The 23,770-nt window shown below is 68.4% G+C and carries 17 protein-coding genes and 5 pseudogenes; 10 read left to right on the plus strand and 12 right to left on the minus strand.

From position 1 onward, the window contains the following. Positions 1-89: 89 nt before the first annotated feature. A complete protein-coding gene (locus tag ABZ016_RS23275) occupies positions 90-1,499 on the plus strand; it encodes a PepSY-associated TM helix domain-containing protein (RefSeq protein ID WP_356918573.1) in 1,410 nt (469 codons plus the stop codon). Positions 1,500-1,562: 63 nt separating this feature from the next. Here the strand turns inward: ABZ016_RS23275 and ABZ016_RS23280 are convergent, their stop codons facing one another. From ABZ016_RS23280 to ABZ016_RS23290, 3 genes are all read right to left on the minus strand, one after another. Next, on the minus strand, positions 1,563-1,856 hold the full coding sequence (locus ABZ016_RS23280; protein WP_356918647.1) for a tetratricopeptide repeat protein: 294 nt from the start codon (positions 1,854-1,856) through the stop codon (positions 1,563-1,565). 131 nt (positions 1,857-1,987) lie between these two features. Next, entirely contained in the window at positions 1,988-2,452 is a 465-nt protein-coding gene (locus ABZ016_RS23285) for a MarR family transcriptional regulator (RefSeq protein ID WP_356918574.1), read from the minus strand. After that, a complete protein-coding gene (locus ABZ016_RS23290) occupies positions 2,449-2,931 on the minus strand; it encodes a MarR family transcriptional regulator (RefSeq protein WP_356918575.1) in 483 nt (160 codons plus the stop codon). Before ABZ016_RS23290 ends, ABZ016_RS23285 begins: the two co-directional genes overlap by 4 nt. Before the next feature lie 120 nt (positions 2,932-3,051). Here ABZ016_RS23290 and ABZ016_RS23295 point away from each other — a divergent pair, with 120 nt between their 5' ends. Continuing rightward, complete coding sequence (locus ABZ016_RS23295) at positions 3,052-4,017, plus strand: pirin family protein (RefSeq protein WP_356918576.1); 966 nt, start codon at positions 3,052-3,054, stop codon at positions 4,015-4,017. 1,097 nt (positions 4,018-5,114) lie between these two features. Here the strand turns inward: ABZ016_RS23295 and ABZ016_RS23300 are convergent. The 3 genes from ABZ016_RS23300 to ABZ016_RS23310 all read right to left on the minus strand — a co-directional run bounded on the left by ABZ016_RS23300 (position 5,115) and on the right by ABZ016_RS23310 (position 10,832). Further along, positions 5,115-6,275: a hypothetical protein gene (locus tag ABZ016_RS23300; RefSeq protein ID WP_356918577.1), complete on the minus strand. Its 1,161-nt coding sequence runs from the start codon at positions 6,273-6,275 to the stop codon at positions 5,115-5,117. A 502-nt stretch (positions 6,276-6,777) separates the two neighbouring features. Continuing rightward, complete coding sequence (locus ABZ016_RS23305; RefSeq protein ID WP_356918578.1) at positions 6,778-7,149, minus strand: hypothetical protein; 372 nt, start codon at positions 7,147-7,149, stop codon at positions 6,778-6,780. Positions 7,150-7,289: 140 nt separating this feature from the next. Further along, positions 7,290-10,832 (minus strand): hypothetical protein, encoded by a 3,543-nt coding sequence (locus ABZ016_RS23310; protein ID WP_356918579.1) that lies wholly within the window; start codon positions 10,830-10,832, stop codon positions 7,290-7,292. Positions 10,833-10,898: 66 nt separating this feature from the next. On the opposite strand from ABZ016_RS23310, the pseudogene ABZ016_RS23315 reads away from it, so the two are divergent. Further along, positions 10,899-11,288: pseudogene (locus ABZ016_RS23315) on the plus strand (ATP-binding protein); the annotation flags it as partial. A gap of 103 nt (positions 11,289-11,391) precedes the next feature. Here the strand turns inward: ABZ016_RS23315 and ABZ016_RS23320 are convergent. Continuing rightward, positions 11,392-12,042 (minus strand): HAD family hydrolase, encoded by a 651-nt coding sequence (locus ABZ016_RS23320; protein WP_356918580.1) that lies wholly within the window; start codon positions 12,040-12,042, stop codon positions 11,392-11,394. Positions 12,043-12,448: 406 nt separating this feature from the next. On the opposite strand from ABZ016_RS23320, the pseudogene ABZ016_RS23325 reads away from it, so the two are divergent. Continuing rightward, positions 12,449-12,646: pseudogene (locus tag ABZ016_RS23325) on the plus strand (tetratricopeptide repeat protein); the annotation flags it as partial. 363 nt (positions 12,647-13,009) lie between these two features. On the opposite strand, the pseudogene ABZ016_RS23330 reads toward ABZ016_RS23325, so the two are convergent. From ABZ016_RS23330 to ABZ016_RS23345, 4 genes and pseudogenes are all read right to left on the minus strand, one after another. After that, a pseudogene (locus ABZ016_RS23330) lies at positions 13,010-13,129 on the minus strand (polyketide synthase docking domain-containing protein); the annotation flags it as partial. Between the two features lie 148 nt (positions 13,130-13,277). Further along, positions 13,278-13,730: a phosphopantetheine-binding protein gene (locus tag ABZ016_RS23335; protein WP_356918581.1), complete on the minus strand. Its 453-nt coding sequence runs from the start codon at positions 13,728-13,730 to the stop codon at positions 13,278-13,280. Between the two features lie 278 nt (positions 13,731-14,008). Then, a pseudogene (locus ABZ016_RS23340) lies at positions 14,009-15,262 on the minus strand (acyltransferase domain-containing protein); the annotation flags it as partial. A gap of 218 nt (positions 15,263-15,480) precedes the next feature. Then, the gene (locus ABZ016_RS23345) at positions 15,481-15,906 is read right to left on the minus strand and encodes a hypothetical protein (RefSeq protein WP_356918582.1); all 426 of its coding nucleotides are present in this window, start codon (positions 15,904-15,906) and stop codon (positions 15,481-15,483) included. A gap of 279 nt (positions 15,907-16,185) precedes the next feature. On the opposite strand from ABZ016_RS23345, the pseudogene ABZ016_RS23350 reads away from it, so the two are divergent. The 6 genes and pseudogenes from ABZ016_RS23350 to ABZ016_RS23375 form a co-directional block, all read left to right on the plus strand. Then, positions 16,186-16,371, plus strand: a pseudogene (locus tag ABZ016_RS23350) (transcriptional regulator); the annotation flags it as partial. A gap of 222 nt (positions 16,372-16,593) precedes the next feature. Further along, positions 16,594-17,481, plus strand: a complete 888-nt coding sequence (locus tag ABZ016_RS23355; protein ID WP_356918583.1) for a helix-turn-helix transcriptional regulator — start codon at positions 16,594-16,596, stop codon at positions 17,479-17,481. A 169-nt stretch (positions 17,482-17,650) separates the two neighbouring features. Continuing rightward, entirely contained in the window at positions 17,651-18,535 is an 885-nt protein-coding gene (locus ABZ016_RS23360; RefSeq protein ID WP_356918584.1) for an aldo/keto reductase, read from the plus strand. A 266-nt stretch (positions 18,536-18,801) separates the two neighbouring features. Further along, complete coding sequence (locus ABZ016_RS23365; RefSeq protein ID WP_356918585.1) at positions 18,802-19,800, plus strand: SMP-30/gluconolactonase/LRE family protein; 999 nt, start codon at positions 18,802-18,804, stop codon at positions 19,798-19,800. A gap of 162 nt (positions 19,801-19,962) precedes the next feature. Continuing rightward, positions 19,963-21,207, plus strand: a complete 1,245-nt coding sequence (locus tag ABZ016_RS23370) for an MFS transporter (protein ID WP_356918586.1) — start codon at positions 19,963-19,965, stop codon at positions 21,205-21,207. A gap of 78 nt (positions 21,208-21,285) precedes the next feature. Beyond that, the gene (locus ABZ016_RS23375) at positions 21,286-22,374 is read left to right on the plus strand and encodes an aldo/keto reductase (RefSeq protein WP_356918587.1); all 1,089 of its coding nucleotides are present in this window, start codon (positions 21,286-21,288) and stop codon (positions 22,372-22,374) included. Between the two features lie 117 nt (positions 22,375-22,491). On the opposite strand, the gene ABZ016_RS23380 is transcribed toward ABZ016_RS23375, so the two are convergent. After that, positions 22,492-23,673, minus strand: coding sequence for a sugar-binding domain-containing protein (locus ABZ016_RS23380; protein ID WP_356918588.1), 1,182 nt, complete (start codon positions 23,671-23,673; stop codon positions 22,492-22,494). Between the last annotated feature and the right edge of the window lie 97 nt (positions 23,674-23,770).

The raw sequence follows: 23,770 nt of genomic DNA on the forward strand, positions 1-23,770 counted from the left end.
CTGAACGCCCCACTGGCCCGACTACTGCACCGCAACGGCCGCCACCGCAGTGCGGCGGCCCAGGAGACGTCCCCCGGAGAAGCCCGCCGATGACCACCGCTCCCTCGACCACGACGGACGAGGCCCCGCAAGAACCCGCCCCGGCACCGTCGAGGAACAGCTGGGCCCCGCTGCGTCAGCTGGTCCTCCGCCTGCACTTCTACGCCGGGGTGCTGGTGGCGCCGTTCCTCCTCGTCGCCGCGGTCACCGGCCTGCTGTACGCGGCTTCCTTCCAGGCCGAGAAGGTCGTATACGACCACGAACTGACCGTCCCCGCAGGCGAGCGGAAGCTGCCGATCAGTGAGCAGGTGGCCGCCGCCCGCAAGGCCCACCCCGAGGGCACCGTCTCGGCCGTACGCCCCTCACCCGAGGCCGACGCCACGACGCGCGTGATGCTGTCCGGCGTCCCCGGTGTCGGCGAAGGCCACACGCTCGCGGTCTTCGTCGATCCGTACACCGCGAAGGTGCGCGGTTCCCTCGAACAGTACGGCTCAACCGGCGCGCTGCCGCTGCGCACCTGGATCGACGAGTTCCACCGGGACCTGCACCTGGGCGAATCGGGGCGGTTGTACAGCGAACTGGCGGCCAGCTGGCTGGGGGTGATCTCGGCCGGTGGCCTGGTGCTGTGGTTCTCCCGCCGCCGTGCGCTGCGCAAGGTGCGGGGGACGAGCGGGCGTCGCCGCACGCTCGGACTGCACGGCACGGTCGGGGTGTGGACGGCGGCCGGGTTCCTCTTCCTCTCGGCGACCGGTCTGACCTGGTCGGCCTACGCCGGGGCCAACATCGACGGGCTGCGGACCTCGCTGGGCCAGGCCACCCCGTCGGTGTCGGCGTCGGCGGGCGGTGAGCACGCCGGACACGGCTCCGCAGCCGGGCAGGCGGGAGACGCCACGCACGGTGTGGGCCTCGACAAGGTCCTGGCGGCGGCACGCGCGGAGGGCCTCGGCGACCCGGTGGAGATCGTGCCGCCCGCCGACGCGAACTCCGCGTACGTCGTCAAGCAGGTGCAGCGCAGCTGGCCCGAGAAGCAGGACGCCGTCGCCGTCGACCCGGCCGACGGCGAGGTCACCGACGTGCTGCGGTTCGCCGACTACCCGGTGCTCGCGAAGCTCACCCGCTGGGGCATCGACCTGCACACCGGCGTCCTGTTCGGCCTGGCCAACCAGATCGCCCTGATGCTGCTCGCGGCGAGTCTCGTGCTGCTGATCGTGTGGGGCTACCGCATGTGGTGGCAGCGCGGCCGGGGCAGCGCCTTCGGCCGGCCGATCCCGCGCGGTGCCTGGCAGCAGGTGCCGCCGCAGATCCTGGTACCGCTGCTGGCGGGCGTCGCGGTGCTCGGTTACTTCCTGCCGCTGTTCGGAATCCCGTTGGCGGCGTTCCTCGCGGTGGACATCCTGCTGGGCGAGATCGCCTACCGGCGGGGGAAGCGGTCGTACGGAGCCGGGACTCCGGCCGGGTAGCGGACCCGCCGACATGAAGGTGCCCGGCTCCACATGGAGCCGGGCACCCGTCTGCCACGGCGGTCAGCGCTGCTCGTCGAAGTCACCCGCGAGCGCGGAGGCGATCCGCAGATGCGATTCGGCCTCCTCGTGCCGGCTTTGCCGCTGGAGCGTGCGTCCCAGCATCAGCCGGGCGTAGTGCTCTACGGGATCCCGTTCGACGATCGTCCGCAACTCGGTCTCCGCGCGTCGCAGTTGAGCCGAGTGGTAGTAGGAACGGGCCAGCAGCAGCCGCGGCCCGGTCTGCTCCGGCACCTCCTCGACCAGCGCGACCAGGACGCGCGCGGCGGCGGCGTAGTCCTTGGCGTCGAAGAACATCCGCGCGCGCTCCCAGCGCTCCGCCGGTGTGCCGTGCGCGTAGTAGTCCGTGTCTCGGGTCGTGTCGTGAGTCGTGTTCACTCGGGGCCTCCTTCGAGGCCGACAACCGAACCCGTTGGTTCAATATTCCACTACTTGGTGAGGGCGGTCTGCTGGGTGAGGGTGTTCAGCTCGGCGTTCGCCCGCTCGGTGATCAGGCCCAGCACCCGTCCGGCGACGGCCAGGTCCTCCTCCGGGATGCCGGCGTAGATCCGGGCGGTGAAGGGCGCCGTCTCACCGGCCGTCCGGGTGTACAGCTCCCGCCCGGCGTCCGTGATCCGCACGCCCGCCCCCTCGACGGGTGCCAGCAGCTCCGCGGTGATCAACTGGTCGATCACCGCCTGCGCCTCGGCCGCGTCGTTCTTCAGCGCCCCGGCGACACCGTCGACGATCCGCTCGCGCTCGACCGGACCGTCGGCCGTGGCGGCGAGCCGCAGTGTGACGGACTGCTGGAAGGTGACGCCGTGCCGGGCGAGTACGTTCTCCAGGACCGCCCGGGCGGCGTAGTGGGCCAGGGCGATGACGCGGGGGTCGACCAGGGGAGTGGTGGTGGTCATGACTGCTCCGTCTCGTTCTCGCTGGAAGGATCAAGAGGTGCGTCGAGCAGGGCCGTCAGGTCGCGCGTGAACTCCTGGGCCCGAGCGCCGTCGAGACCGCCGAGCGGCTCCATGAGCTGCTGGAGGAGCCCCCGGACGACCGTGATCGCCCGCTCGGTCACCTCGCGGCCCTGGTCGCTCAGTGCGAGCTGCACCGCACGGGGGTCGCGGGGGTCCCGGGTGCGCTCCAGGAGGCCGGCGGACTCCAGCGTGCGGGCGAGTTTCGACACGTAGAGCGGCTCGAGCCCGGTGTGGTCGGCGAGGCGACGCTGACTCGGCCGTTCGCCGGAGCGCTGCATGCCGTGCAGCGAGGCCACGAGCGAGTACTGCGCGTGGGTCAGCCCCAGCGGGGCGACGGCCCGGTCGACCGCCACCCGCCACTTCGTCGACAGCCGCCACACCAGGAAACCGGGCGTCGGCCCTTCGAAACCTCTGCTCATGGCAGATACAGTACATGGCTACTATATACATGGCTACTGTTTTGCCGAGGGTCAGAACACCTGCGCACGGCCCGAATGACGCACTGACGCGGGGTCGTCCTCCGGGCTAGGTTGGGCGCCATGAGCAATCTTGAGCGCGAGGCGGCTCCCGCCCTGTGCGGTGGCCGCGGCTTCGTCGTGGCGGAGCCCGTGCGTGAACTTCTCAGTCCTCGCCGGGTCAGGCTGGGCGAGTCCAGCGAGGTCCGCAGGCTGCTGCCCAACCTGGGTCGCCGTATGGTCGGTGCCTGGTGCTTCGTCGACCACTACGGGCCCGACGACATCGCCGACGAGCCCGGCATGCAGGTGCCGCCGCACCCCCACATGGGTCTGCAGACGGTGAGCTGGCTGCACGAGGGGGAGGTGCTGCACCGCGACTCCACCGGCAGCCTCCAGACGATCCGCCCGCGCGAACTGGGCCTGATGACCTCCGGCCGCGCGATCAGCCACTCCGAGGAGAGCCCGCGCTCGCACGCCCGTTTCCTGCACGGCGCGCAACTGTGGGTCGCCCTCCCGGACGGTCACCGCCACACCGAGCCGCGCTTCGAACACCACGCCGACCTGCCGACCGTCACGGCACCCGGCCTCAGGGCCACCCTGATCCTCGGCGACCTCGACGGAGCGACCTCGCCGGGCACGGCGTACACCCCGATCATCGGAGCCGACCTCGCCCTCACCCGAGGCGCGGACGTACACCTGCCCCTGGAACCGGACTTCGAGTACGCGGTCCTCTCCATGTCCGGCGAGGCCCACGTGGACGGCGTCCCGGTCCTGCCCGGCTCGATGCTCTACCTCGGCTGCGGCCGCACCGAACTCCCGCTCCGGGCGGAGTCGGACGCGGGCCTGATGCTCCTGGGCGGCGAACCGTTCGAGGAGGAGCTGATCATGTTCTGGAACTGGATCGGACGGTCGCAGGACGAGATCGTACAGGCTCGTCGGGACTGGATGGAAGGTTCAAGATTCGGAGAGGTGAAGGGATACGACGGGGCTCCACTTCCGGCCCCCGAATTGCCGCCTACTCCTTTGAAACCGCGAGGAAGGGTTCGCTGACCTGCCAAAACGGCAGATGGGTTGGTGGTGGGGCGGGCGATGCGTCGCTGTGCATGGCCTCCCGCCGCTCCGTCACGCAGGGCGGTCGATTGGACGTGTGCAGGCTCGCTCCGCCGTGATGCGCCATTCCACGGCGTGTCCGTCTGTGGGTGGCTGTGACAGGACACTTGCTAACCCTTTGCTAACTCTACTGACGCGTCATCAAGTCTGGTGTGTGTACGGGTCATACCCTCCGGCGACGTGGCGGGGGCACTTCAGGTTGGGCGGGCCTCTGGGGAAGGGGTTGTTCTGGCGGGCGGGCCGAGTCACGTTCCGGTGCGGAAACTCAGTGCTCACCTTGATCTTTTGTGGAGAGCCGACAAGTGACAGTGCGCGAGGTGGACTTGCGGTGCCCCTTCGTGAGGGAGGGCTGCGTCGCAATGTTCCCAGCAGGTTCTTGGTCTGCTGGTGGTACACGTCTGGCCTCGCTTCTGACCTGCGGCAAAGGGTGGAAACGTCTGGTGCGAGGCTGAGATGGTCCGCGCCTGGTCCGGATCTCGGTGAGTAGTCCGTGGTGCTGGCGAGCGAGCCTCGCGGTACCACATGGCACAGGTTGTAGAGACCGTCCATGGGCGTCCATGTCAGTCCACGGTGACCGTGTAAGGCCAGGTCAGAGCGTTCTGGTCCGGGGGAGTCGACGGAGTTGGTGGCAGGTGTGTGAGAGAGGCGTTCGACGAGAAGCCCCGCAGGTGCGGTCCGGCGGGGCTATTCAGCGGGCGGTTTCTGCGACTGTCATGGGCATCATTTCGCTGGGGTTCCCCTCTTGGTGTACGGAGGCTGGGACGCGGTGACAACAGGACTCCACGGTCGAGTCGCAGCGTGCGGCCCGGCAACTCATTGCGATCGACTGTGGCGCACGCCATTCGCTCCTGCAAAAGTTGAACGAGAAATTGCGCGTCCACGTGATGCGAACGTCGGAAACGCATATTCAAATAGCCCCGACTGGGGGGGGAGGGCTACTTGACCGGCCGCGGCAAGGAAGATTACGCGGAGCCCCTCGCGAAGATGCGCCGTAGCCCATGAAGTCCTGTGCGCTCTCAGGCTCAGGGTACGAGATCTCAGGCCCAGGGTACGAGATGAGTCTGGCCGACCCACCTGTTCGTTTTGGAGAGGTCCTGGTAGGAACCGCGGTAGCCGATCGAGTGGAGTACCAGCAGTGCCAGGTAATGACGGGTGAGAAGCCAGGTCTCGGTGACCAGCCCTTTGACCGAATAGACGGGCTCTTGTTCCTCTTTGGGATGTACAAGGCGGTTACGGACTCGAGTGACGACGTCGGCGCCGTCTATCGGCCGGGTTCTGTCCAGTTGCTGTCGGGCCGCGAAGACGGCGGCCGCAGGCATTCGGTCTTCGTGCACTTCCAGATCTACCCCTGCGTCCGTCAAGACCGCACGCAGCTTCCTATGCGCTGGCCAGGCGCGGGATGTGAACTCGGCTTCCGTGAGTCGACCGGTGAGCACGAGTTTCTGCCACATCACGTGTTCCAGTCCGGCAGCTCCGCTTATAATCCGCTGTTCGACGAATCCTCGGTCGGCTATGGCAGTGATCGCATACTGCATCTGCAGGCGAAGCGCCTGCCCTTTGCAGGGGTCGTGGAAGGCGGGCAGGAGGCAGGCCAGCAGATCGGCCAAGGACGCCTGGTCTTCGGGATACCACCAGCCGGAGCTGATGCGGCGTGCTGGGTCGCAGAGCATCGGGGCCCACTGGCCCCACACCGTTTGCTCCTGGTCGTTCTGGCCGACAGGCAGGGCGGGGGCGACCCACCGGCCGAGCGCGAAGGACAGTCCGACGTGCAGGGCACCGAGAACAGGGGTGACCTCGGCGGCCGTGAACGTGGTTCCGTTCAGTCGGCGGATCTCCATCACGTGCGTCATGACGTAGACGTCGGCCTGATGCACGCCAGAGAAGACGGCCTTGTGGTCGGGACGAACGTCCAGCGTGATCTTCCATCCGTCTGCCTCGTACGCACTGCGTCCGGCGGCCACCAGTAGCGGCGTTCCATCACCTGCACGGGCTGCCAGGTGGGCAGTCCCGTGCCAGCGGGGGAGGTTGAACCAGTGGGCGACGACCCGGTCGAGCGCAGCGTCGGGGTCTCCGTAGGAAGTGCCATTGGACCAACCGCTCACGGCATCCGTGCCGGAAACTGGCAGTTCAAAGCCGAGGTCGACCAGGCTCAGTTCGGTCCTGCCCGTCGAGGTGGGGTCATAGTCCTCGGTATGCATCCTCCATGAGATCCCCGGTTTCGGAGAGCAGTCGTACTGGACAACCCCGGGTACCTCAGTCCCGGCCGGTCCGGCAACCTGCCCGCTATAGAGGGTGATCGACTCGCCTGGTGCGTTGAAGGGGTATACCGGTGGCACGGGAGTTTCGGCACTGCGCCAAGGTGATGAGGCAGACATGCGCTGCACCCTAGACGCTCCCACTGACAATGACCGAGCAGTGCAGGCGAGCGCTGCCCAACCTGCCCCCTCGAAACTCAACACTGCACGAAGACGTCCCGGTTTACGTGGAGTCAAGTTACTGAACTCCCAGGGAGCTCATGAAGATCTTTGCGCTGCCTTGGGGCGCCTGCAATCTGTTGACTTACCCAGCAAGAGAGGAAGGGGGTAGTGACGACACGAGTGGTGCGGCCGATGCACAACACAAGACATCGAAGCTTTCCTCGACGCATCAGCTCGTAGCCCCTCGATGGGGAGGTGTGCGCTTTCTTGTTTGATGGTCGCACTACGAGCCGACGGACTCCCATGGCAGAGCAGGCTGCTGGGGAAGCCGAGACAAGGTGCGCAGGAGATCGTCGCGGTTGAACTCGATGCCGGCTGTCAGCAGGGTGCGGGTGTGTAGGTCGAGTGCATCGACGAGGTCGTCGGGGAGGCCGACTGCGATGGGAATCTGCCAGGCGTCCTTGAGGAAGGTGCTCAGTTCGTGCTCTTCGACCCGGAGGTGCACGTGAATCGACCAAGGTTCGACCGACTTCATCGGCCCACGGACGGAGCGGCCACGCGCTCCGATGATCCGGTTCCCTGCGAGCTGAAGTGCACGCAGTACGGCCATCTCCGAGACTGCGGTGATCAGTACCGCGCTGCCTTCCGTTTCCAAGGCTTACTCATCCCTTCTCCACCGCCGCGAGTGTGTGTGCGGTGCAACACGTTGTGTTGGATCGGCTTATGTGATGAGAACGGCGTTCGCCTTCACGTGGTTACTTCAGGGGGTTGATTCCTCACCAGAGGCATCTGCGGTCACTGTCCACGGACTCGTGCAGCACGTTCGCGCTCTTCAGCCTGATGAAGCAGCTCCTCTTGCTGTGCGCGGCCGGCTGCAGCGACCGGGCGCAGCGCAGGTACTCGGTAGGCAAGAGCGGTGAAGTAGTCCAGAAGCTGAGAGTGCATCCGCGAGCGGTCCCCTGACCAGGAGTCGTACCAGGCGACAGCCGCCGCGATCCTGCCAGCGCTCGCTCCTCGCTCCAACAGGAGCGGACCGATCTTCTCTACAGCCGCGTTGCGCTGCCCAAAGAGGGCGTCGACCAGCTTGTCAGGGCTTACGGCGTGTTCGTCGAGCAAGTGCTGGGCCAGCTCGGTATCCGAGCCCACGAGATGGATGAGCGCGCTGTGGCCAACGCAGGGCAGGCCGATGCAGTGGATGGCCAGACGTAGCCGGTGCGGACGTGGGAGGTAAGCGAGGATGTGATCGCTGTCGTGCGGGAGCGGCGAGGCGTACCAGCCCTGGGCGGTCATATCCTGCAGCCGCTCGCGGAACCATGATTCGAAAGTGTCGGCGTCATGCTCCGCGAGGTACGCGAGGACTTTGCCCGCTCGCCATCGGTTGTGCGGGGGCAGGTGTTCGATGCGCAGGTTCTGCATCGCGCGGCGCCATGATGCCTGCCATTCTGCTGGCAGGGCGGGGCCGTGTGGTGCTCCAACCGAGAAACTGATCGCTGCGCTCGCGGCGATGGCAGGGACGGTGTGGATGAGCAGGCGATGCATGACATCGTCTGGTTCGTGGCGAATCAGCGTCTCCAACAATGCCGCGTCCTCGGCCCGCATCGAGTCGATCACCAGCTCTCCCGACTGATCCACCACGCCGCGCGCGAGGACAGCACTGATGACAGTGGGTCGGGAGGCAGCATCGTCGAGGGCCGCGAGCAACACGGACGGCGGCACAGCGTCGGGCGCCGTGGTGAGCCATTTCGTCAGGGCAGCCCCCAGCAGCAGGGCGTCAGCTGATTCGGCGGCTGCCTGGTACCAGGCAGCCGGGTCGGTCATCAGCTCGCCCATGCGGATGGCTGTCAGATGGCCGGTGTATTCACCGACGACCTGTGCCTGCTCGGCCAGTTCGCCGAATCGGGCCACTCCGGCGCGAGGTCCCAGAGCAGTCAGTTTCTTTGCGAGTGTCTGCGCTTGAGTGAGCACTTGCTCGGTGGCTGCCTCGTAATCATGGGTGAATTCGACGCTTCCCCATTCACAGAAGGACTGAAGGTCGGAGTCGACGTCGAATGTGGGCAGCTTCTGGCCAGCTGTTTGAGCCCGGCTCTGGACCCGGGCGAGTTCGCGGTGAGCGCGCATCGCTGCTCCCGGGCTGTTTTGCAGCAACGGGTGGAGTGAAGCAAGAATGCGGCGTCCGCCCTCGGCCCCCCACCGCATCTGCTCGGCGGAGGGAGTCTGGCCACGGGGAGCGACGCCCAAGCCGAGCCGGACCCATCCCAGCGCCATGTCGAGCAGGGCGACCAGCGCGACGGGCGGACAGGGGACCCTGTCCTCGCTTTCCGTATCACAGATCAGAAGCGGCACTACCTGCTCCCACAGACCGAGTAGTCTTGAGAGATTGTCTGCGGCGTCCACGCCATGGGCGAGTGTGACTGTGTTCGGTGCCCCTGGGTCCGGCCAGTTCCCCGATACCTCGATGCTGAAGATGCCCGCCAGGGCTTCGGTGGCTACGCTCCATTGCTCGTCCGAGGCGCGATGGCGGCGCATCCAGTCGAGTACCGCCCGCAGCAGTCGGGTGCGGATCTCAAGGGACGTACCGAAGTCGGGGTCGATCAGGCCGGCCAGATCGCTGAGCACGCGCAGCGGGTGTTCCGGAGTGGAGTTCCGACGCCGCCTATCTCCTACCGCCAGGGCCAGCAGTCCTCCGATTGCTTCCGGCAGCAAGAACTGACGTGCGCTCTGGATGAGTTGCCGGCTCGCTGCATCACCGAGAGGGTCAACGAGCACCCCATACAGCTCTTCGGGTTCGCGAGGAGTGGCCAGCACGGCCAGAGCCCCGTTCACCGCGAACTGGGCCGCGCGGGGGTCTAGGCGGGCATACTGCGCCACGACGGCGAAGGTGCTGACGTCCCAGGACGTGGGGGCCGAGAGCGAGTGGATCCACTTCTCTGCTTGTGCCCGTGCCTGCGAGGAAGGGGATACCTCGGCTGCGGACATCACTGCGGACGCAAGGTTAAGCGAGTGGTCGGGGAAGGCATCGACCAGCGTGGCCCACGGCCGCCGCACCGGACTGGTGAAGAACCAGCGCGCTACCAGCGGCGCGCACAGGGCCGGCTGCAGACGCCAAACGTCCTTCACCGACTCGACCAGGCCATTGTGTGCAAGGCCCTCCATCATGCCAGACAACTCAGCGGGAGCCACTCCGACCAGGGGCGCGAGGGCGTACAGCATTTCCGGCGATGCGCCGCCCAGGGCGGCTACACAGGCCAGCGCATCCAGCACGGTATGTGATGTTGTTGCCTCACTCAGGTACCGCTCGACGTGCGCTACGTGCGCTCTGCCGCTGAAGACGTCCCCGCCCTGCCCACTGGTCAACAGCTCGCACAGCGTCACCGCCCACCCCGGCCGCCCGTCCGCTTGGTCGAGTACTGCAGCCCGGGACCGATGACCGGTGACACCCGCGGTGGTGACCAGCGTGTTCATCTCCGTCCGTTCGAGAGGGCCCACGCTGATGACCAGCGCCCCGGGCAGCCAGCCAACCACCTCATCGAGCCGATCCGGCCAGGTCGTTACCACCGCGGAGAACAGAAGACCGGTCTGTCGACGGGTGTGTCGCAGGACACGCACCGCATCAGGATGAGCATGAGCATCGTCCACGACCACTGCTCTCGGCAGCACCAGAAGCAGGTCGTCATGAAGGTGAGCCAGCGAAGCGGGCTCTACGTAGACCACCTGATCTCCGAGCTGACCAGTGAGCCGAGTTTTGCCCACCCCCGGAACTCCAACGAGCACCACATCCTGGCAGGCATCCACCGCAGCAGACAGGGCCTCAACCTCACTCCCTCTGCCCACCAGTGGCGGTGGGCTCACCACCAGAGGTGCCTCCAAAGGCTCGTCGAGCAAGGCGCCGAGTCGGCCCTCGATACCCAACAAGCTCCGCCGCCATGCCGCATCACGCACCAACTGGTGAACGAACCACTCCTGGGCGTACACGTGGGCTGGAGGAAGCCCTCGGTCCGAGCACAGCTTGTCCAGAGCCCTCCGGGTACGAGCGTCGACGGGACGCGAGCTGGCCACGACAACGAGATCCACCTGCAAGCCCTCCTCCTGCATCCGACCCAGGCCGTTGCGCACATTGGCAATCGGATCACCAGTGGTGACCATAAGGCGCCCCCGCGCCTGAGGATCATTGCTGTCGGAGGGAAAGTAGATGTCTGCGTCACGGCCGAAGTCATGACCGCCCTCGACCGCCGACAGCCCCGGATACCGGGACTGCAACAGGGCACAAGCGCACCGTTCGAACTCTGCTGGATGGACAGATCCGTTGAGAGCCTGCCGCACGCGGGCCGGAAGATTCACAGCCCACATGCTACGCACCGCGCCCGGTCTACGAATATGGAAAGCCGCATGAGGAGACCGAGGTGCCTGCGGGAGTTCGACTTCGACGCCAACCCCAACATCGATGCCGCTGTCGTCCACACCCTTGCTACCTGCGAGTGGGTGAAGAAGGGGCAGCCGCTCTGCCTGATCGGCGACTCGGGCACCGGCAAGTCCCACCTGCTGATCGCGCTGGGCACCGAGGCTGCAATGGCCGGGTTCCGGGTGAAGTACACCCTGGCGACGAAGCTCGTCAATGAGCTGGTCGAGGCTGCGGACGAGAAGCAATTGACCAAGACGATCGCCCGCTACGGAGGCGTCGACCTTCTCTGCATCGACGAACTCGGCTACATAGAACTCGACAGGCATGGCGCTGAGCTGCTGTTCCAGGTGCTGACGGAACGCGAGGAGAAGAGCAGCGTCGCCATCGCCTCCAACTGCCGTTTGGAAAAGCGCACTTGTTCCGGCGAACCCGTGCGAGGTGGCGGCGAAGTTTCACAGGTTCGACCTTGCGGAGACGACGAAGAGAGTCGGTCGGGCCTTATCTCGCCGCAGTGATGACGTAGTCGATCGCGGTGGCGACGTCCTCGGCGACATGGGTGGGCTGGTAGGAGTCCTGGGCCCACGGCTGTCTGTTCGACACCCATACGCTTCGAAGCCCGAGCGCGTTGGCGCCGGCGATGTCGGCATGCGGGGAATCGCCGATGACCCACGCGCCCGCGAGGGGCACTCCGACGGCATCCGCGGCAGCGTGGAAGATCTCCGGTTCGGGTTTCTTGTGGCCGACCGCCTCGGAGATCGCCCAGCCCTGGGCGAGCTGGTCGAGTCCGGTGTGACGGATCTTGGCTTCCTGTTGGGCAGTGTGGCCATTGGTGACGATCACGCAGGTCCAGCCGGCGGCATGTGCTTTGTCCAGCGCCGCGCGGGAGAGGTCGGCCAGTACGACGCGATCGGCGGCGCCATGGTCGAGCAGGGCATGGATGGCCGTGGTGGGCACCATGCCCCGAAACCGGTCGGTCATGGCCGCGGCGACATCGTGGCGGGCGGTATAGCCGCTGGCATCGAGAGCCATCACCCACGTGAGGTCGGTGTCGGGCAGGCGATACTCGGTGAGGAATGCGGTGACGGCATCACGGAAGGCGGCGTCGCGGTCGACCAGGGTGTTGTCGAGGTCCAGCATCAGCAACGGCATGATCGGCAGTAGATCACGGGCGATGATCTCGGGGCAGGTCGGTTTCCCGTCCAGGGTCGACGTGGTCGGCGAGGTAGATGAGGGTGGCCTGCGGGTCCATGCCGAAGGCGGCCGCGACGAGCTTGGGGTCCATGTTGTTCACCAGATCGACGAGGCGGGGCCGCCAGCAGCGAGGATCAGGGGCTAGCGGAGGCTTGGCAATGGGCTTGGGGCGCAGCGACGTCAGGTCCGGACCAGCTCATGGCAGCGGTACAGCAGGCGGCGACCTGTCGATTCTGCGCGCCAACGCGGACCAGAATCCGACCATCGCCGTGAAACTGGCGCAGCGCTATCAGCAACTCGGCGATCTCGAAAAGGCTGCGCCACCCTGCAAAAGGCCGCGACATACTGGCGCGATGCGCAGCTAATGACATTGGCAGCTCCTGGCTACCAACGCGCCAGGAACTACGAGAAGTCCAAGAAATGGGAACAGGCCACAGACGTGGCCATCGCACTCTTGCGTCTGGATCCGCACAACCTCGACGCACGCTGGGCCCTGGTGAAGTGCTACGTCACACGGGCACAGCCCGACGAAGCGCGGCAGACACTCACTGAGCTCGGCGAAGTGGCCGCACCACGACGCCGCGACGAACTGATGCAGAGCTGGCCACAGGATGAAGAGTTGGAAGCTTGTCCGGTAGGCCCTCCGTTTTGCGGGCCCCGTGGCACCTCTCCCGGGCCGGGTCGGAGTAACGCTCGACCCGGCCCGGGAGGTCCGACGGGCCGGGACGCCGTCCGGGCCGAGGATCCCCGTGGCATGGCGCGTCCACGGCACCTCCCGGCCGGCGCTGCAGAGCCGGGAGGACAGAGTCATCAGCCTGCGACCCGCAGCGTCCGCGCCGGTCAGCCGGAGCCGGAGCGCCCGGCTGCCACCGGGCAGACGGCAGGCCATGCCGACGATCGCGATCGGCTCACGGGCCGCCTCCTCGACCGCACGAAGCCGCCGCCGGGTGGTACGCAGGTCCGCGGTGAGCCGCTTCAGGGCGTCGACGCCCTCGCGCTCGCCGACGACGGCGCCGACCGTCCCGTGCGTCACATCGCTCGTCATGGTGTCGTCGCCCTTTCTGTGCGCGGGGAAAACTCTTCGGCGGCGTACGGTTCCGTGCGCGTGTCCACGGCTGCGCGCGTGCGCGTACGCCCGGATATGCGGAGGGGGGAGGGGGCTCACAGAGGCCTGCGCACCTGTCTCCGCTACGTCATGACAGGCGCAGTTCGTTGTCCGCGATCTCCAGCAGCTCGTCCAGCGAGGCGTCCCCGAACTCGTCCTCGGAGTGCGGTGTCAGCCGGTCCAGCAGATGCCGCAGCCGTGTCGTCACGTGCTGACGCTCGGCGGCGCGCTGGGGGTCGTCGTCGGAGCCGCTGCCGTCGCCGGAGTCGGCGTCGAGCAGACCGTGGGCGAGGAGCCCGGCTTCCAGGTGGTCGAGGCGGGCGAGGAGTGTCGCGTCCCGGTTCCGGTCCGGTCGCCGACCCGGCGCTCTCCCCGCCCCCTCGACCAGCAGCCCGTCCAGAAGTTCCGCTACCGCGGCGGGAGTCGGGTGATCGAAGGCCAGCGTCGTGGGCAGCGGCAGCCCGGTTGCCTCGCTGAGCCGGTTGCGCAGCTCCACGGCCTGCAGCGAGGTGAAGCCGGACTGGAGGAAACCCTGCTCCATGGCGACCGCGTCCGCGTCCTCGTGCCCCAGCGCCTGTGCCACCTGCACGCGTACGAACTCCCGGACGGCGTGGGCCCGTTCACCGAGCCGAGACCGGCGAGGGACAGCCCCCGGGCGCCGCCGACGCCCGGAGCCGTGCCCATCGCGGTGTCATCGCCCGCCGAACCCTCCCGGCTCTCGACGCCGAACGGATACGTCGGCAGGGCGATCCGCCGTCCGTCACCGCCCTGGAAGAAGGTGTCCCGGAGCAGGGCGACCCAGTCGACCGCAACCCCGCGCACATGCAGGCGCGCCGCCGCCGTCAGCCAGGCCGTGAACCCGTCCTGGTCCCGGCGGAGGGTGCCCACGACGCCGGAGACCGCCCCGGCACCGGCCCCGACGTCCTCCAGCGTCTCCTGCACGCCACCGAGCAGCACAGGATGCGGACTGACCTCCAGAAACGTCTGATGACCCGCCGCCGACAGGGCCCGTACGGCCGACTCGAAACGGATCTCGGAGGTGAGGTTGCGGACCCAGTACGCGCTGTCCAGACCGGCCGTCTCGCACTCGCCGCCGGTGAGGGAGGAGTAGAAGGGCACGGCGCCGGGGACCGGGGCGATCGCCGCCGTGCCGGTGAGGAACTCGGCGGTGTCGACGGTCAGACCCGGGGTGTGCGCGGCGAGACCGAGGCGCAGCGGCTTGGCACGCACGCCCCGCGCGGCGAGCGTCTCGACGATCTCGGTCACGGCGGCGTGCTCACCGCCGAACAGCACAGAGCGCGGACCGTTCGTCCCCGCGAGATGGACCCGCCCGCGCAGGTGATCGGCGTCGAGCAACGGCAGGAACTCGCCGGGGGAGAGGGCCGCGGCGGCCAACTCGCCCTCGCCGGCGGCCTTCGCCTGCATCCGGCTCCACAGGACGGCCACCCGCGCGGCCTCGTCCAGCGTCAGTGCGCCCGCGCCATGGGCGGCGGCGATCTCGCCCAGACTGGCGCCGACCGTGACCGCGGGTTCCACCCCGCAGGAACTCCACAGCGCGGACAGCGACACGCTCACCGCGAACAGGACCGGCAGGACGACGTCCACGTCGTCGAGGGACGGCGCCCCCGGGACGCCGCGCAGGACGTCGACCGGCGACCAGGGCACCAGCGGCGCGAAAGCCCGCGCGCAGTCCTCCATCCGGGACCGGAACACCTCGGAGCCGTCCAGCAGGTCGACCGCCATGCCCGGCCACCGGGAGCCCAGCCCGGGAAAGACATGGACCGCCCGTTCCGTGCCCTGCACGCTCAGGCCGGGCTCGGTTTGGACAACCATCGGGGTGAACCCGCCCTCGGCGACCGTCCGCAGCCGGCGGAGCATCTCCGCCCGGTCGGCGGCCAGCAGGACGGCCCGCCGTCCGAGGCCGGTCGTCCGGGGCGTCGCCAACGACCACCCCAGATCGGCCGGCGACACCCCGGGGTCGGCCTCGACCCGGGCCAGCAGATCCCGTGCCAGCGCCGCCAGCGCCGCGTCGCTGCCCGCCGACAGCACGAGCGGGACGGGCCGTGCACCCATCGGAGCCGGCACTCCACCAGGGGCGGTCCGGTCGCCGGGGGCGAATGCCTCCACCGGCGCGAGCACCCGCTCACCGGCCCGTACGGCGGTGGAGTGCCGTCGTACGACCGCTATCCCGCCCGTGACGGAACCCGCCACCGCCACCTCGCACTTACCATGACGCAGGTGCTCGGCGGCCTCCTCGACGGCCGCCCGCGCGGACAGCCGAGCCTCCAGAGTCACCCGGGGCCCCCGCCACCAGCGGAGATCGCTCCCGACGAGCGCCGCGAGCCCGTCCGAGCCGTCGGCAACGCCGTCCGCGTCCGCCCCTGCACGAGAAACACACCGACATCGGCGTCCCGCAGCGCCCCGGGCACGATCCCGGCGTCCTCCAGCGCGGTCCACACCAGGTGCAGCACGCCGAGCCGCTGCCGCGACGCCCCGCGCACACACTCCCCGAAGAACGCCGTGACCCCGTCGGGCGCACAACGCACCCGCACACCCACCGGACCGGACCCGTCCGCCAGGCGCACGGCCTCGGGAGCCTCCTCCGGGATCGCCAGACCGACGATCACGATCCTGGCGCCCACGTCGTCAGATCCGGGCCAAGGCAGTCTGCTCGTCACGATATCGTCGGCCTTCTCGTCACTGGCGTCGTCGGCCATGCCTGACGTGGTGGTCCTTCCACACCCGCCACCACGCACTTGATCGACAACATGCTGACGGTGCCGACTTGACCGCACCTTGAGCCCGACTGGACATCGCGCGGCACACGTGGAATGAACGCCGTTCACCGCCGAGGAGAACAGGCCTCCTACTTCCGCTTGCGCGCCCGCTCCGGCTTTCGCTCAACGATCACCGTCTGGGGCGCCGCAGGCACCTCGTCGTCAGCCGGCGAGTTGGAACACGCCCTCTACCACCCGGTTTTCGCCGACCCGGCCCGGCCGGTCAACCTCGCCCGGTTCCAGTTCCTCAACCCGAACGCAGCCGACTACCTGCCAGAGCTGGATACCCAGGCAGCCACCGCAGTTGCCCTCCTGCGCACTGAGGCCGGACGCGACCCCTTCCGTACCCTGTGGGCCGCACACGATGTGCGCCTGCACCAGACGGGGGTCAAGCGCTTTCGGCACCGCGGCCCACGGCAGCTTCAAGCTTCTCGCCAGCTGAGCGGCCTCCCTCGACCGGGACGATCAGCCGGACGGCGCACCCGCCGCCGACCGGCACTCTGCGTAGCCCGCTGCCTCTGTCGCCGCTTCACGGTGGATTCCTTGATCTCCTGCTCCCGTGAACTCTGCTGAAGGGGGTACTGACAGGGTCTCTCAGCGACGGCGCCGCCTGCATAGCCTGGTTGCATGGACAACCGGGCCGAAATCAGCGCTTTTCTCAAATCTCGCCGTGACAGGGTCACGCCCGAGCAGGCCGGTCTGCCCGCGTACGGCAACCGGCGGGTTCCAGGGCTGCGCCGGAGCGAGGTCGCGATGCTCGCCGGGGTGAGCGTCGAGTACTACACGCGGCTGGAGCGCGGCAGCCTCGGTGGCGTGTCCGAGAGTGTCCTGGACGCGCTTGCCCAGGCACTGCGGCTGGACGACACGGAGCGGACGCACCTGTACGACCTGGCCCGTGTCGCCGCAGGCGCACGCCCTGCCCGGGCACGGCGGAGCGCGCCCGCGCGTCGCTCTGTCCGGCCGGGTGTGCGGCGCATGCTCGATGCGATCCCCACGCTGCCGGCCCTTGTGACGAACAACCGCTTCGACATCCTGCTCGCCAATCCACTCGGGCGGGCCCTGTACTCGCCCGTGTTCGAGGATTCCACCTGCGGCGCGAACACGGCCCGCTTCTGCTTTCTCAGCCCGGCGGCGCGGCAGTTCTACGTCGACTGGGAGCGCATCGCCCAGACCGCCGTAGGGGCGCTGCGCGTCGAGGCGACCAAGAACCCCTACGACCGCGAGCTGTCGAACCTGATCGGCGAGCTGTCGACCCGCAGTGACGCCTTCCGCGTCATGTGGGGCGCCCACGACGTGCGCGTCTTCCGGGATGGGACGAAGCGCTTCCGGCATCCGGTCGTCGGCGAGCTGGACCTCGATCATGAGTCGATGCTCCTGGCCAGCGACGAGCAGATCACCGTGGCGGTGTACAGCGCGATCCCCGGCAGCGCGGCGGAGGACGGTCTGAAGCTGCTGGCGAGCTGGTGTGCCACGAAGCAGGACGCGCCGTCCGCCGAGGTCGATTCCGAAAGCTGACCCGACCTTCTGTACGGCAGGCCAGATGCCGCTGGGGGTCCCTCCCGGTACCCCTCACGGCAGAGACTCCCTCATCAGCTACGCGCCTGGTTGCCTGGTGAACGTCCTGCTCGGATCCAGGCCGATTCCGTGGCCTGGTCCGGCTGTTTTCCGCTGACGCAAGGAACACATGACTGGCGAGAACCTGACGATCACGCTGAACAACGGTGTGCGGATGCCCGCCCTGGGTCTGGGCGTCTTCCAGAGCACGCCGGAGGAGACCGTCCCGGCTGTCGAGAGCGCGCTCCAGCACGGTTACCGGCTCATCGATACGGCTGCCGCCTACGGCAACGAGGCAGAGGTCGGCGAGGGACTCCGCCGCAGCGGCATCGACCGCTCCGAGGTGTTCGTCACCACCAAGCTGTGGCTGTCCGACTACGGCTACGAATCCGCCCTGCGCGCCTTCGACACCAGTCTGGACAAGCTCGGTCTGGACTATCTGGACCTGTACCTGCTGCACTGGCCGGTCCCCTCCACGTTCGAGGCCACAGTAGCCTCATACCGGGCGGCTGAGACGCTGCTGGCCGAGGGCCGGGTGCGGGCCATCGGCGTGTGCAACCACAACCCCGGCCACCTGCGCTCCCTGATGGAGCAGACGGAGGTGGTGCCGGCGGTGAACCAGGTCGAGCTGCACCCGTATTTCGTGCAGCGCGAGGTGCGGGAGGCGGATGCCGGGTACGGCATCGTCACGCAGTCCTGGTCGCCGCTGGGCGGGGTGAACGTCTACTGGGAAGGCGGCCGTAACAAGGCCAAGAACCCGTTGGAGCACCCGACCGTCGGCGAGATCGCCGCCCGGTACGGCAGGACTCCGGCCCAGATCATCCTGCGCTGGCACCTCGAACACGGCCTGTCCGCGATCCCGAAGTCGGTCAAGGCCCACCGCATCGCGGAGAACTTCGACATCTTCGACTTCGCCCTCACAGCTGGCGAGGTAGCCGCGATCGACGCGATCGACACCGGAGTGCGCGGCGGTCCCGACCCGGACGCCCGGCGCGACTCCCACAGCGGAAGCTGACGCGCCTTCTGATCAGCGGTGGGCGTACCGCCCCGACCGCCTGGGACGGTCGTTCGGGCCTCCCGTCGCGCCACGAACAGGCCGTCCGAACACCCGCCGCCAGCGCCACTGGCCGCCCCTACCCAGGGTGCGGCCGACCTCCCACTGTCCCGTGCGGACCTGGCCGAACTTGTAATGCCCTGCCCAGGTCCCAGGACGGCCGCAGGGAGCCGCTGACGCGATTTCAGCCTCCGTAGACACGTGGAACGACCCGAGAAGGGACCTTCATGAACAAGCGGTTCAAGCTGGGTGCCGCCGTCGCTGCGACGGCCGCCGTCCTCACTTCCGCGCCATATGTGTCTGCCACACCCGAGCAGACATCCTCGCAGCCGGCCATCACTCAGGTGAAGACCGTGGCCACCTTCGACTTCACCGCCGGAGATGCCCCCGAGAACATCACCATCAACCCGGATCACTCGGCGACTCTCTCGATGCTCGGCGCCCCGGCGGGCAAGCGTCCGGAGCTCGTCCGGATCACGCCGTCCGGGCAGCGGACGGTGCTCGCTGTCGGACAGCGGGGCGACCAGATCACCGGCAACACCCGCGGCAGCGACGGCACCATCTACTACAACGTGCAGTCCTCCCACCGATCCCGCAACGGCGTCTGGAAGCTCCCCCCGTCAGGCACCCCTCAGCGCATGGCCGCATTGCCCGCTGACGGGATCCCCAACGGCCTGGCCATCGACCCGGGCGAACAGACCCTGTATGTCGCTGACAGCCTGAAGAGCACCGTCTGGGCCGTGCCGGTCCAGGGCGGGCCTGCGACCGCCTGGCTGACCGATCCGGCCCTGGCACCCGACCCGTACGCATCCCTGCCCCTGGGTGCGAACGGGCTCCGCTTCCACAACGGCGCCGTATGGGTCTCCAACTTCAACAAGGGCACGCTGCTGCGAATCCCGGTCACCCCCGCCGGAGCAGCCGCCCGGATTCACACCGTCACCAGCAGCCTCACCGCAGTCGACGACTTCAGCTTCCTCAACGACCGGTCCGACGTGGTGTTCGCCACGGAGAACGACCCGACGGACCAAGTGTCGGTGGTCTACCCGAACGGCACCACCAAGACCGCGCTGACCGCCTCGGACGGCCTCGCCTCGCCCACCGCCACCGCGGTCAGCGGCCGGCAGCTGTACATCACCAACGCCGGGCTCACGAAACCCCACGACGCGAAACTGCAGCGCGGGGACATCAAGCTCCGTGCCCTGTTCAGCTCGCCCCTGGGCCGGTGAGCTCGTCCCCTGCCGGACGTCGGTGTCCTCTGCGTGGATGCCGTTGGGGGTCCCTGCCGGTACCCCTCACAGCACGGACTCCCACGTCGTCGCGGTCTCCGGTTGCATGGTGAGTGCCGCACTTCTGCGGCCGTCCCCACCGAAGAAGGTTGTTCCACACGTATGTCTTCTCCGAGCGAGAAATCCGCCAAACTGCCATTCGTCGTCTACCTGCTCGGTGTCGGCGCCTTCCTGATGGGCACCACCGAGTTCATCATCGCGGGCATCCTGCCTGAGATCGCCTCGGACCTCGGTGTCAGTGTCGCGCGGGCCGGGCTGTTGATCACGGCGTTCGCGATCGGCATGATCGTCGGCGCGCCGGTGATGGGGCTGGCCACGCTGCGCCTGCCCCGCCGCTCCACTCTGGTCCTGGCGCTGGGCGTCTTCGCCGCAGGCCATGTGATCGCCGCGCTCAGTTCCTCCTTCACCGTGGTGTTCGCGGCCCGTGTGCTGAGCGCGCTGGCGACCGGCGCGTTCTGGGCCGTCGCCTCCGTCGTGGCCACCGCCGCCGCGGGTCCCGCCGCGAGCTCCCGAGCGATGGGCGTCATGGTCAGCGGCGCGGCCCTGGCCACCGTGGTCGGCGTGCCGGTGGGCACCTGGGCCGGGCAGGCGGTCGGCTGGCGCGGCACGTTCTGGGCCCTGACCGTCCTGGCCGTCCTGGCCGCTGTGCTGATCGGCCGGTTCGTCCCGGCCGACGGACAGCGCGCCACGGCCTCGGTCCGCTCCGAGTTCGCCGCGCTGCGCCAGGGCAGGCTCTGGCTGTCGATGAGCGCCACCGCCCTGATCACGGGCGGCGCCATGGCCGCGTTCAGCTACATCACGCCGCTGCTCACCGAGCGGGCCGGCATCTCCGAAACAGCCGTACCACTCGTGTTGATCGGCTACGGCGTCGGCGCCCTGGCCGGCACCAACCTCGGCGGACGCCTCGGCGACCGCAAGCCGCTGACCACCGTCACCGCCGCCGCGATCAGCGCCGCGCTGATCCTCCTGCTGCTGATCCCGCTGTCCCGCATGGCCGTGCCGACCATCGTCCTGGTGGTCCTCCTTGGCTTGGCCGGCATGTCCGTACCGCCGGTCGTCACCTCCTTGGCCGTGCGCTTCGCGGGCAACGCGCCCACCCTCGCCGCAGCCCTGGCCGTGTCCTCCTTCAACACCGGCATCGCGCTCGGCTCCTGGATCGCCGGCAGCGCCCTGGACTCCTCCCTCGGCCTGACCGGCCCGGCCCTCGTCGGCGCGGTGATGGTCACCCTGGGCCTGGCCCCGCTGGCCGCCCTCGGCGCGATCCGCGCCACCCATACCCCTGAGGCCCCTACGACCACTCCGGGCGTAGAGCTCCCGCAGGCCGACATGCGCCACGCAACGCTCTGACCCCCTTCCCGCAGTGCGCGGGTCGCGCCCGACCTGCGCCCTTCCTATGCTCGACCACAAAGAAAGGTGCATAGAGTAATGAAGTACCGCACTCTCGGTAACTCCGGAACGGCCGTGTCCAAGCTGGCACTGGGCACGATGTACTTCGGCAGCGAGAACACCGAAGAAGAGGCCTTCGCCATCCTCGACGGCTTCCTGGAGGCCGGCGGCAACCTGATCGACACGGCCAACGTCTACGTCGGCGGCGTGGCCGAGGAGACGGTCGGGCGCTGGCTCGCCTCCCGGCCGAGCGAGGTCACCGACCGCGTCGTCCTCGCCACCAAGGGGCGGTTCGGCGGCCCCGACGTCAACGACCACGGCCTCTCCCGCCGCCAGCTGCACCGCGCACTGGACGCCTCTCTGCGCCGCCTCGGCGTCGAGACCATCGACCTGTACCAGATGCACGCCTCCGACCCGCACACCCCCATCGAGGAGACGCTGTCCTTCCTCGACGACGCCCGCCGCGCCGGAAAGATCCACTACGCGGGTCTGTCGAACTTCACCGGCTGGCAACTCCAGCTGACCGTCTCCACCGCCAAGGCGATGGGCGTGCCGGTCCCCCTCACCCTCCAGCAGCAGTACAGCCTGCTGTCCCGGGAGAGCGAGTGGGAGGTCGTCCCCGCCGCCCTGCACAACAAGATCGGTCTGCTGCCCTGGTCCCCGCTGGCGGGCGGTTTCCTCGCCGGCAAGTACCAGCGCGGCGGCACCCCGGCGTCCGACACCCGCGCGGGCTCCGAGAAGGGCCTCTACCAGTGGGTGTCGGCCGAGTACGCCGCCTCGGAGCGGAACTGGGCCACCATCGACGAGGTTGTCCGCATCGCCGAGGAGACCGGCGCCACCCCGGCCCAGGTCGCCTTGAGCTGGCTCGCGGACCGGCCGGGGGTGACCGCCCCCATCTTCGGCGCCCGCACCCTGAAGCAGCTCCACGACAACCTCGGCGCCGTCGACCTCACCCTGGACGAGGACGCCACCGCCGCCCTCGACAAGGTCAGCACTCCGGTGCCCGGCGGCTACCCCTATGGTGCCTTCGGCACCACCCAGCGCGACCGCTGGTTCAGCGCGGATGGAACCCAGGCCCCGAACCTCCTCCTCGATGGCGGCTCGGACCACCCGCTCGGCCGCCTCTGACCCCCCTGTCTCTACGGCAACCGCCACAACCGCACGCATAAGGTGAACCCGCGAGTCACCCGGACTCCGCAGTGTGGGGTCCCGTCAACGATCGCTGACGGGACCCCACACCTGTTGTCACTCCGCCAGGAGGGCCCGCGCCACCTCGGCATCGGTGATCAGAATATTGATCCACCCGCCACGGACTGCCCCCCGGACCGCTGCGATCTTGTTGGTCCCGCCGGCGACCCCTATCCGTCGTTCCACCGCACGCAGCCGGTCCGGTTCGATGCCGATGATGCGGTCGTTGAACGGCGCGTCGACGGCAACTCCGTCAGCATCGAAATAGCGGGCGCAGACGTCACCGACGGCACCCAGTCGTTTGAGCTGCTGCTGGTCCTCTGGGGTGATGGCGTTGCCTGAAAGGCGCAGCAACGGGGAGGGCTCGATGGGGCCGATGCCGAGGACGGCCAGGGTGATGCGGGACCACGCGTGCATGACCTCCGCCATCGCCGGTTCCCGGGACAGCAGGTCCCGCAGTTCCTTGCTGCCGACCAGCGCGGCGGACGGAGCGAACACCGGGCGCGCTCCGGTGAGTTCCGCCAGACGGCTGGTCAACCGGGTCGCGTGCAGCTGTACTTCCGGGCTGCCGGACCCGCCGACCATCTGCACGACTTCCTGTGCCGTGGACGGCGTCTTGGCACGCATGACCTTGACGGATTCCAGGAGGGTGGCACTCCAGGAGGAGACGCCGATGACGTCGCCTCCTTTGAGTGTGGCGTCGAGATAGGTGGCGGTTGCCGCGGCCAGGGCAGGGATCACGTCCAGACCGGCGCCCTCCACCTCCACCACCACCGCGTCACGCAGTCCATACCGTTCCGCGAGGGCTTCTTCGAGCTCGGCGTGTACACCGTCCGGGGAGACCACCACGGTGCGCACGACACCGCGATCGACCGCCTCCTTCAGCAGACGCGAGACCCGGGGCTGGGACATGCTGAGATGCGCCGCGATCTCGGGTTGCCGTACGCCGCGCTCGTGGTACATGCGAGCCACCTTGACCAGTAGCCGCATGTGGTCAGGGCTGGGAGTGGATGACGCTGCCGCCACCGTGCCTCCCTCCTCCTCGTTCTGGCGGCCAGGCTGGGCGCCGGGCTGCACATCATCGCCGCCGAACACACTATCGTCGGGCCACGTGGCGGAACGTGCTTCACCCCTCGGCTCTGACCTCGCAGCTCCGCTGTTTTCATGACGGCCCTTGGCCGCCGCCCTTCCTGAGACCGCGCGCGGCCTGAAGACACCGGTGCCACCCTGGTGGTCCACAGGCCGCGTCCTGCCAAATTGGCGGCTCCGGCGGCGGAGAGCTCGTGGTGCTGCCACTGAGTCCTGCGCGACGGCCCACAGGACACCGCAGACGCGC

It is taken from the genome of Streptomyces sp. NPDC006372 (genome assembly GCF_040612515.1).
In the GTDB taxonomy this organism is placed as follows: Bacteria; Actinomycetota; Actinomycetes; order Streptomycetales; family Streptomycetaceae; genus Streptomyces.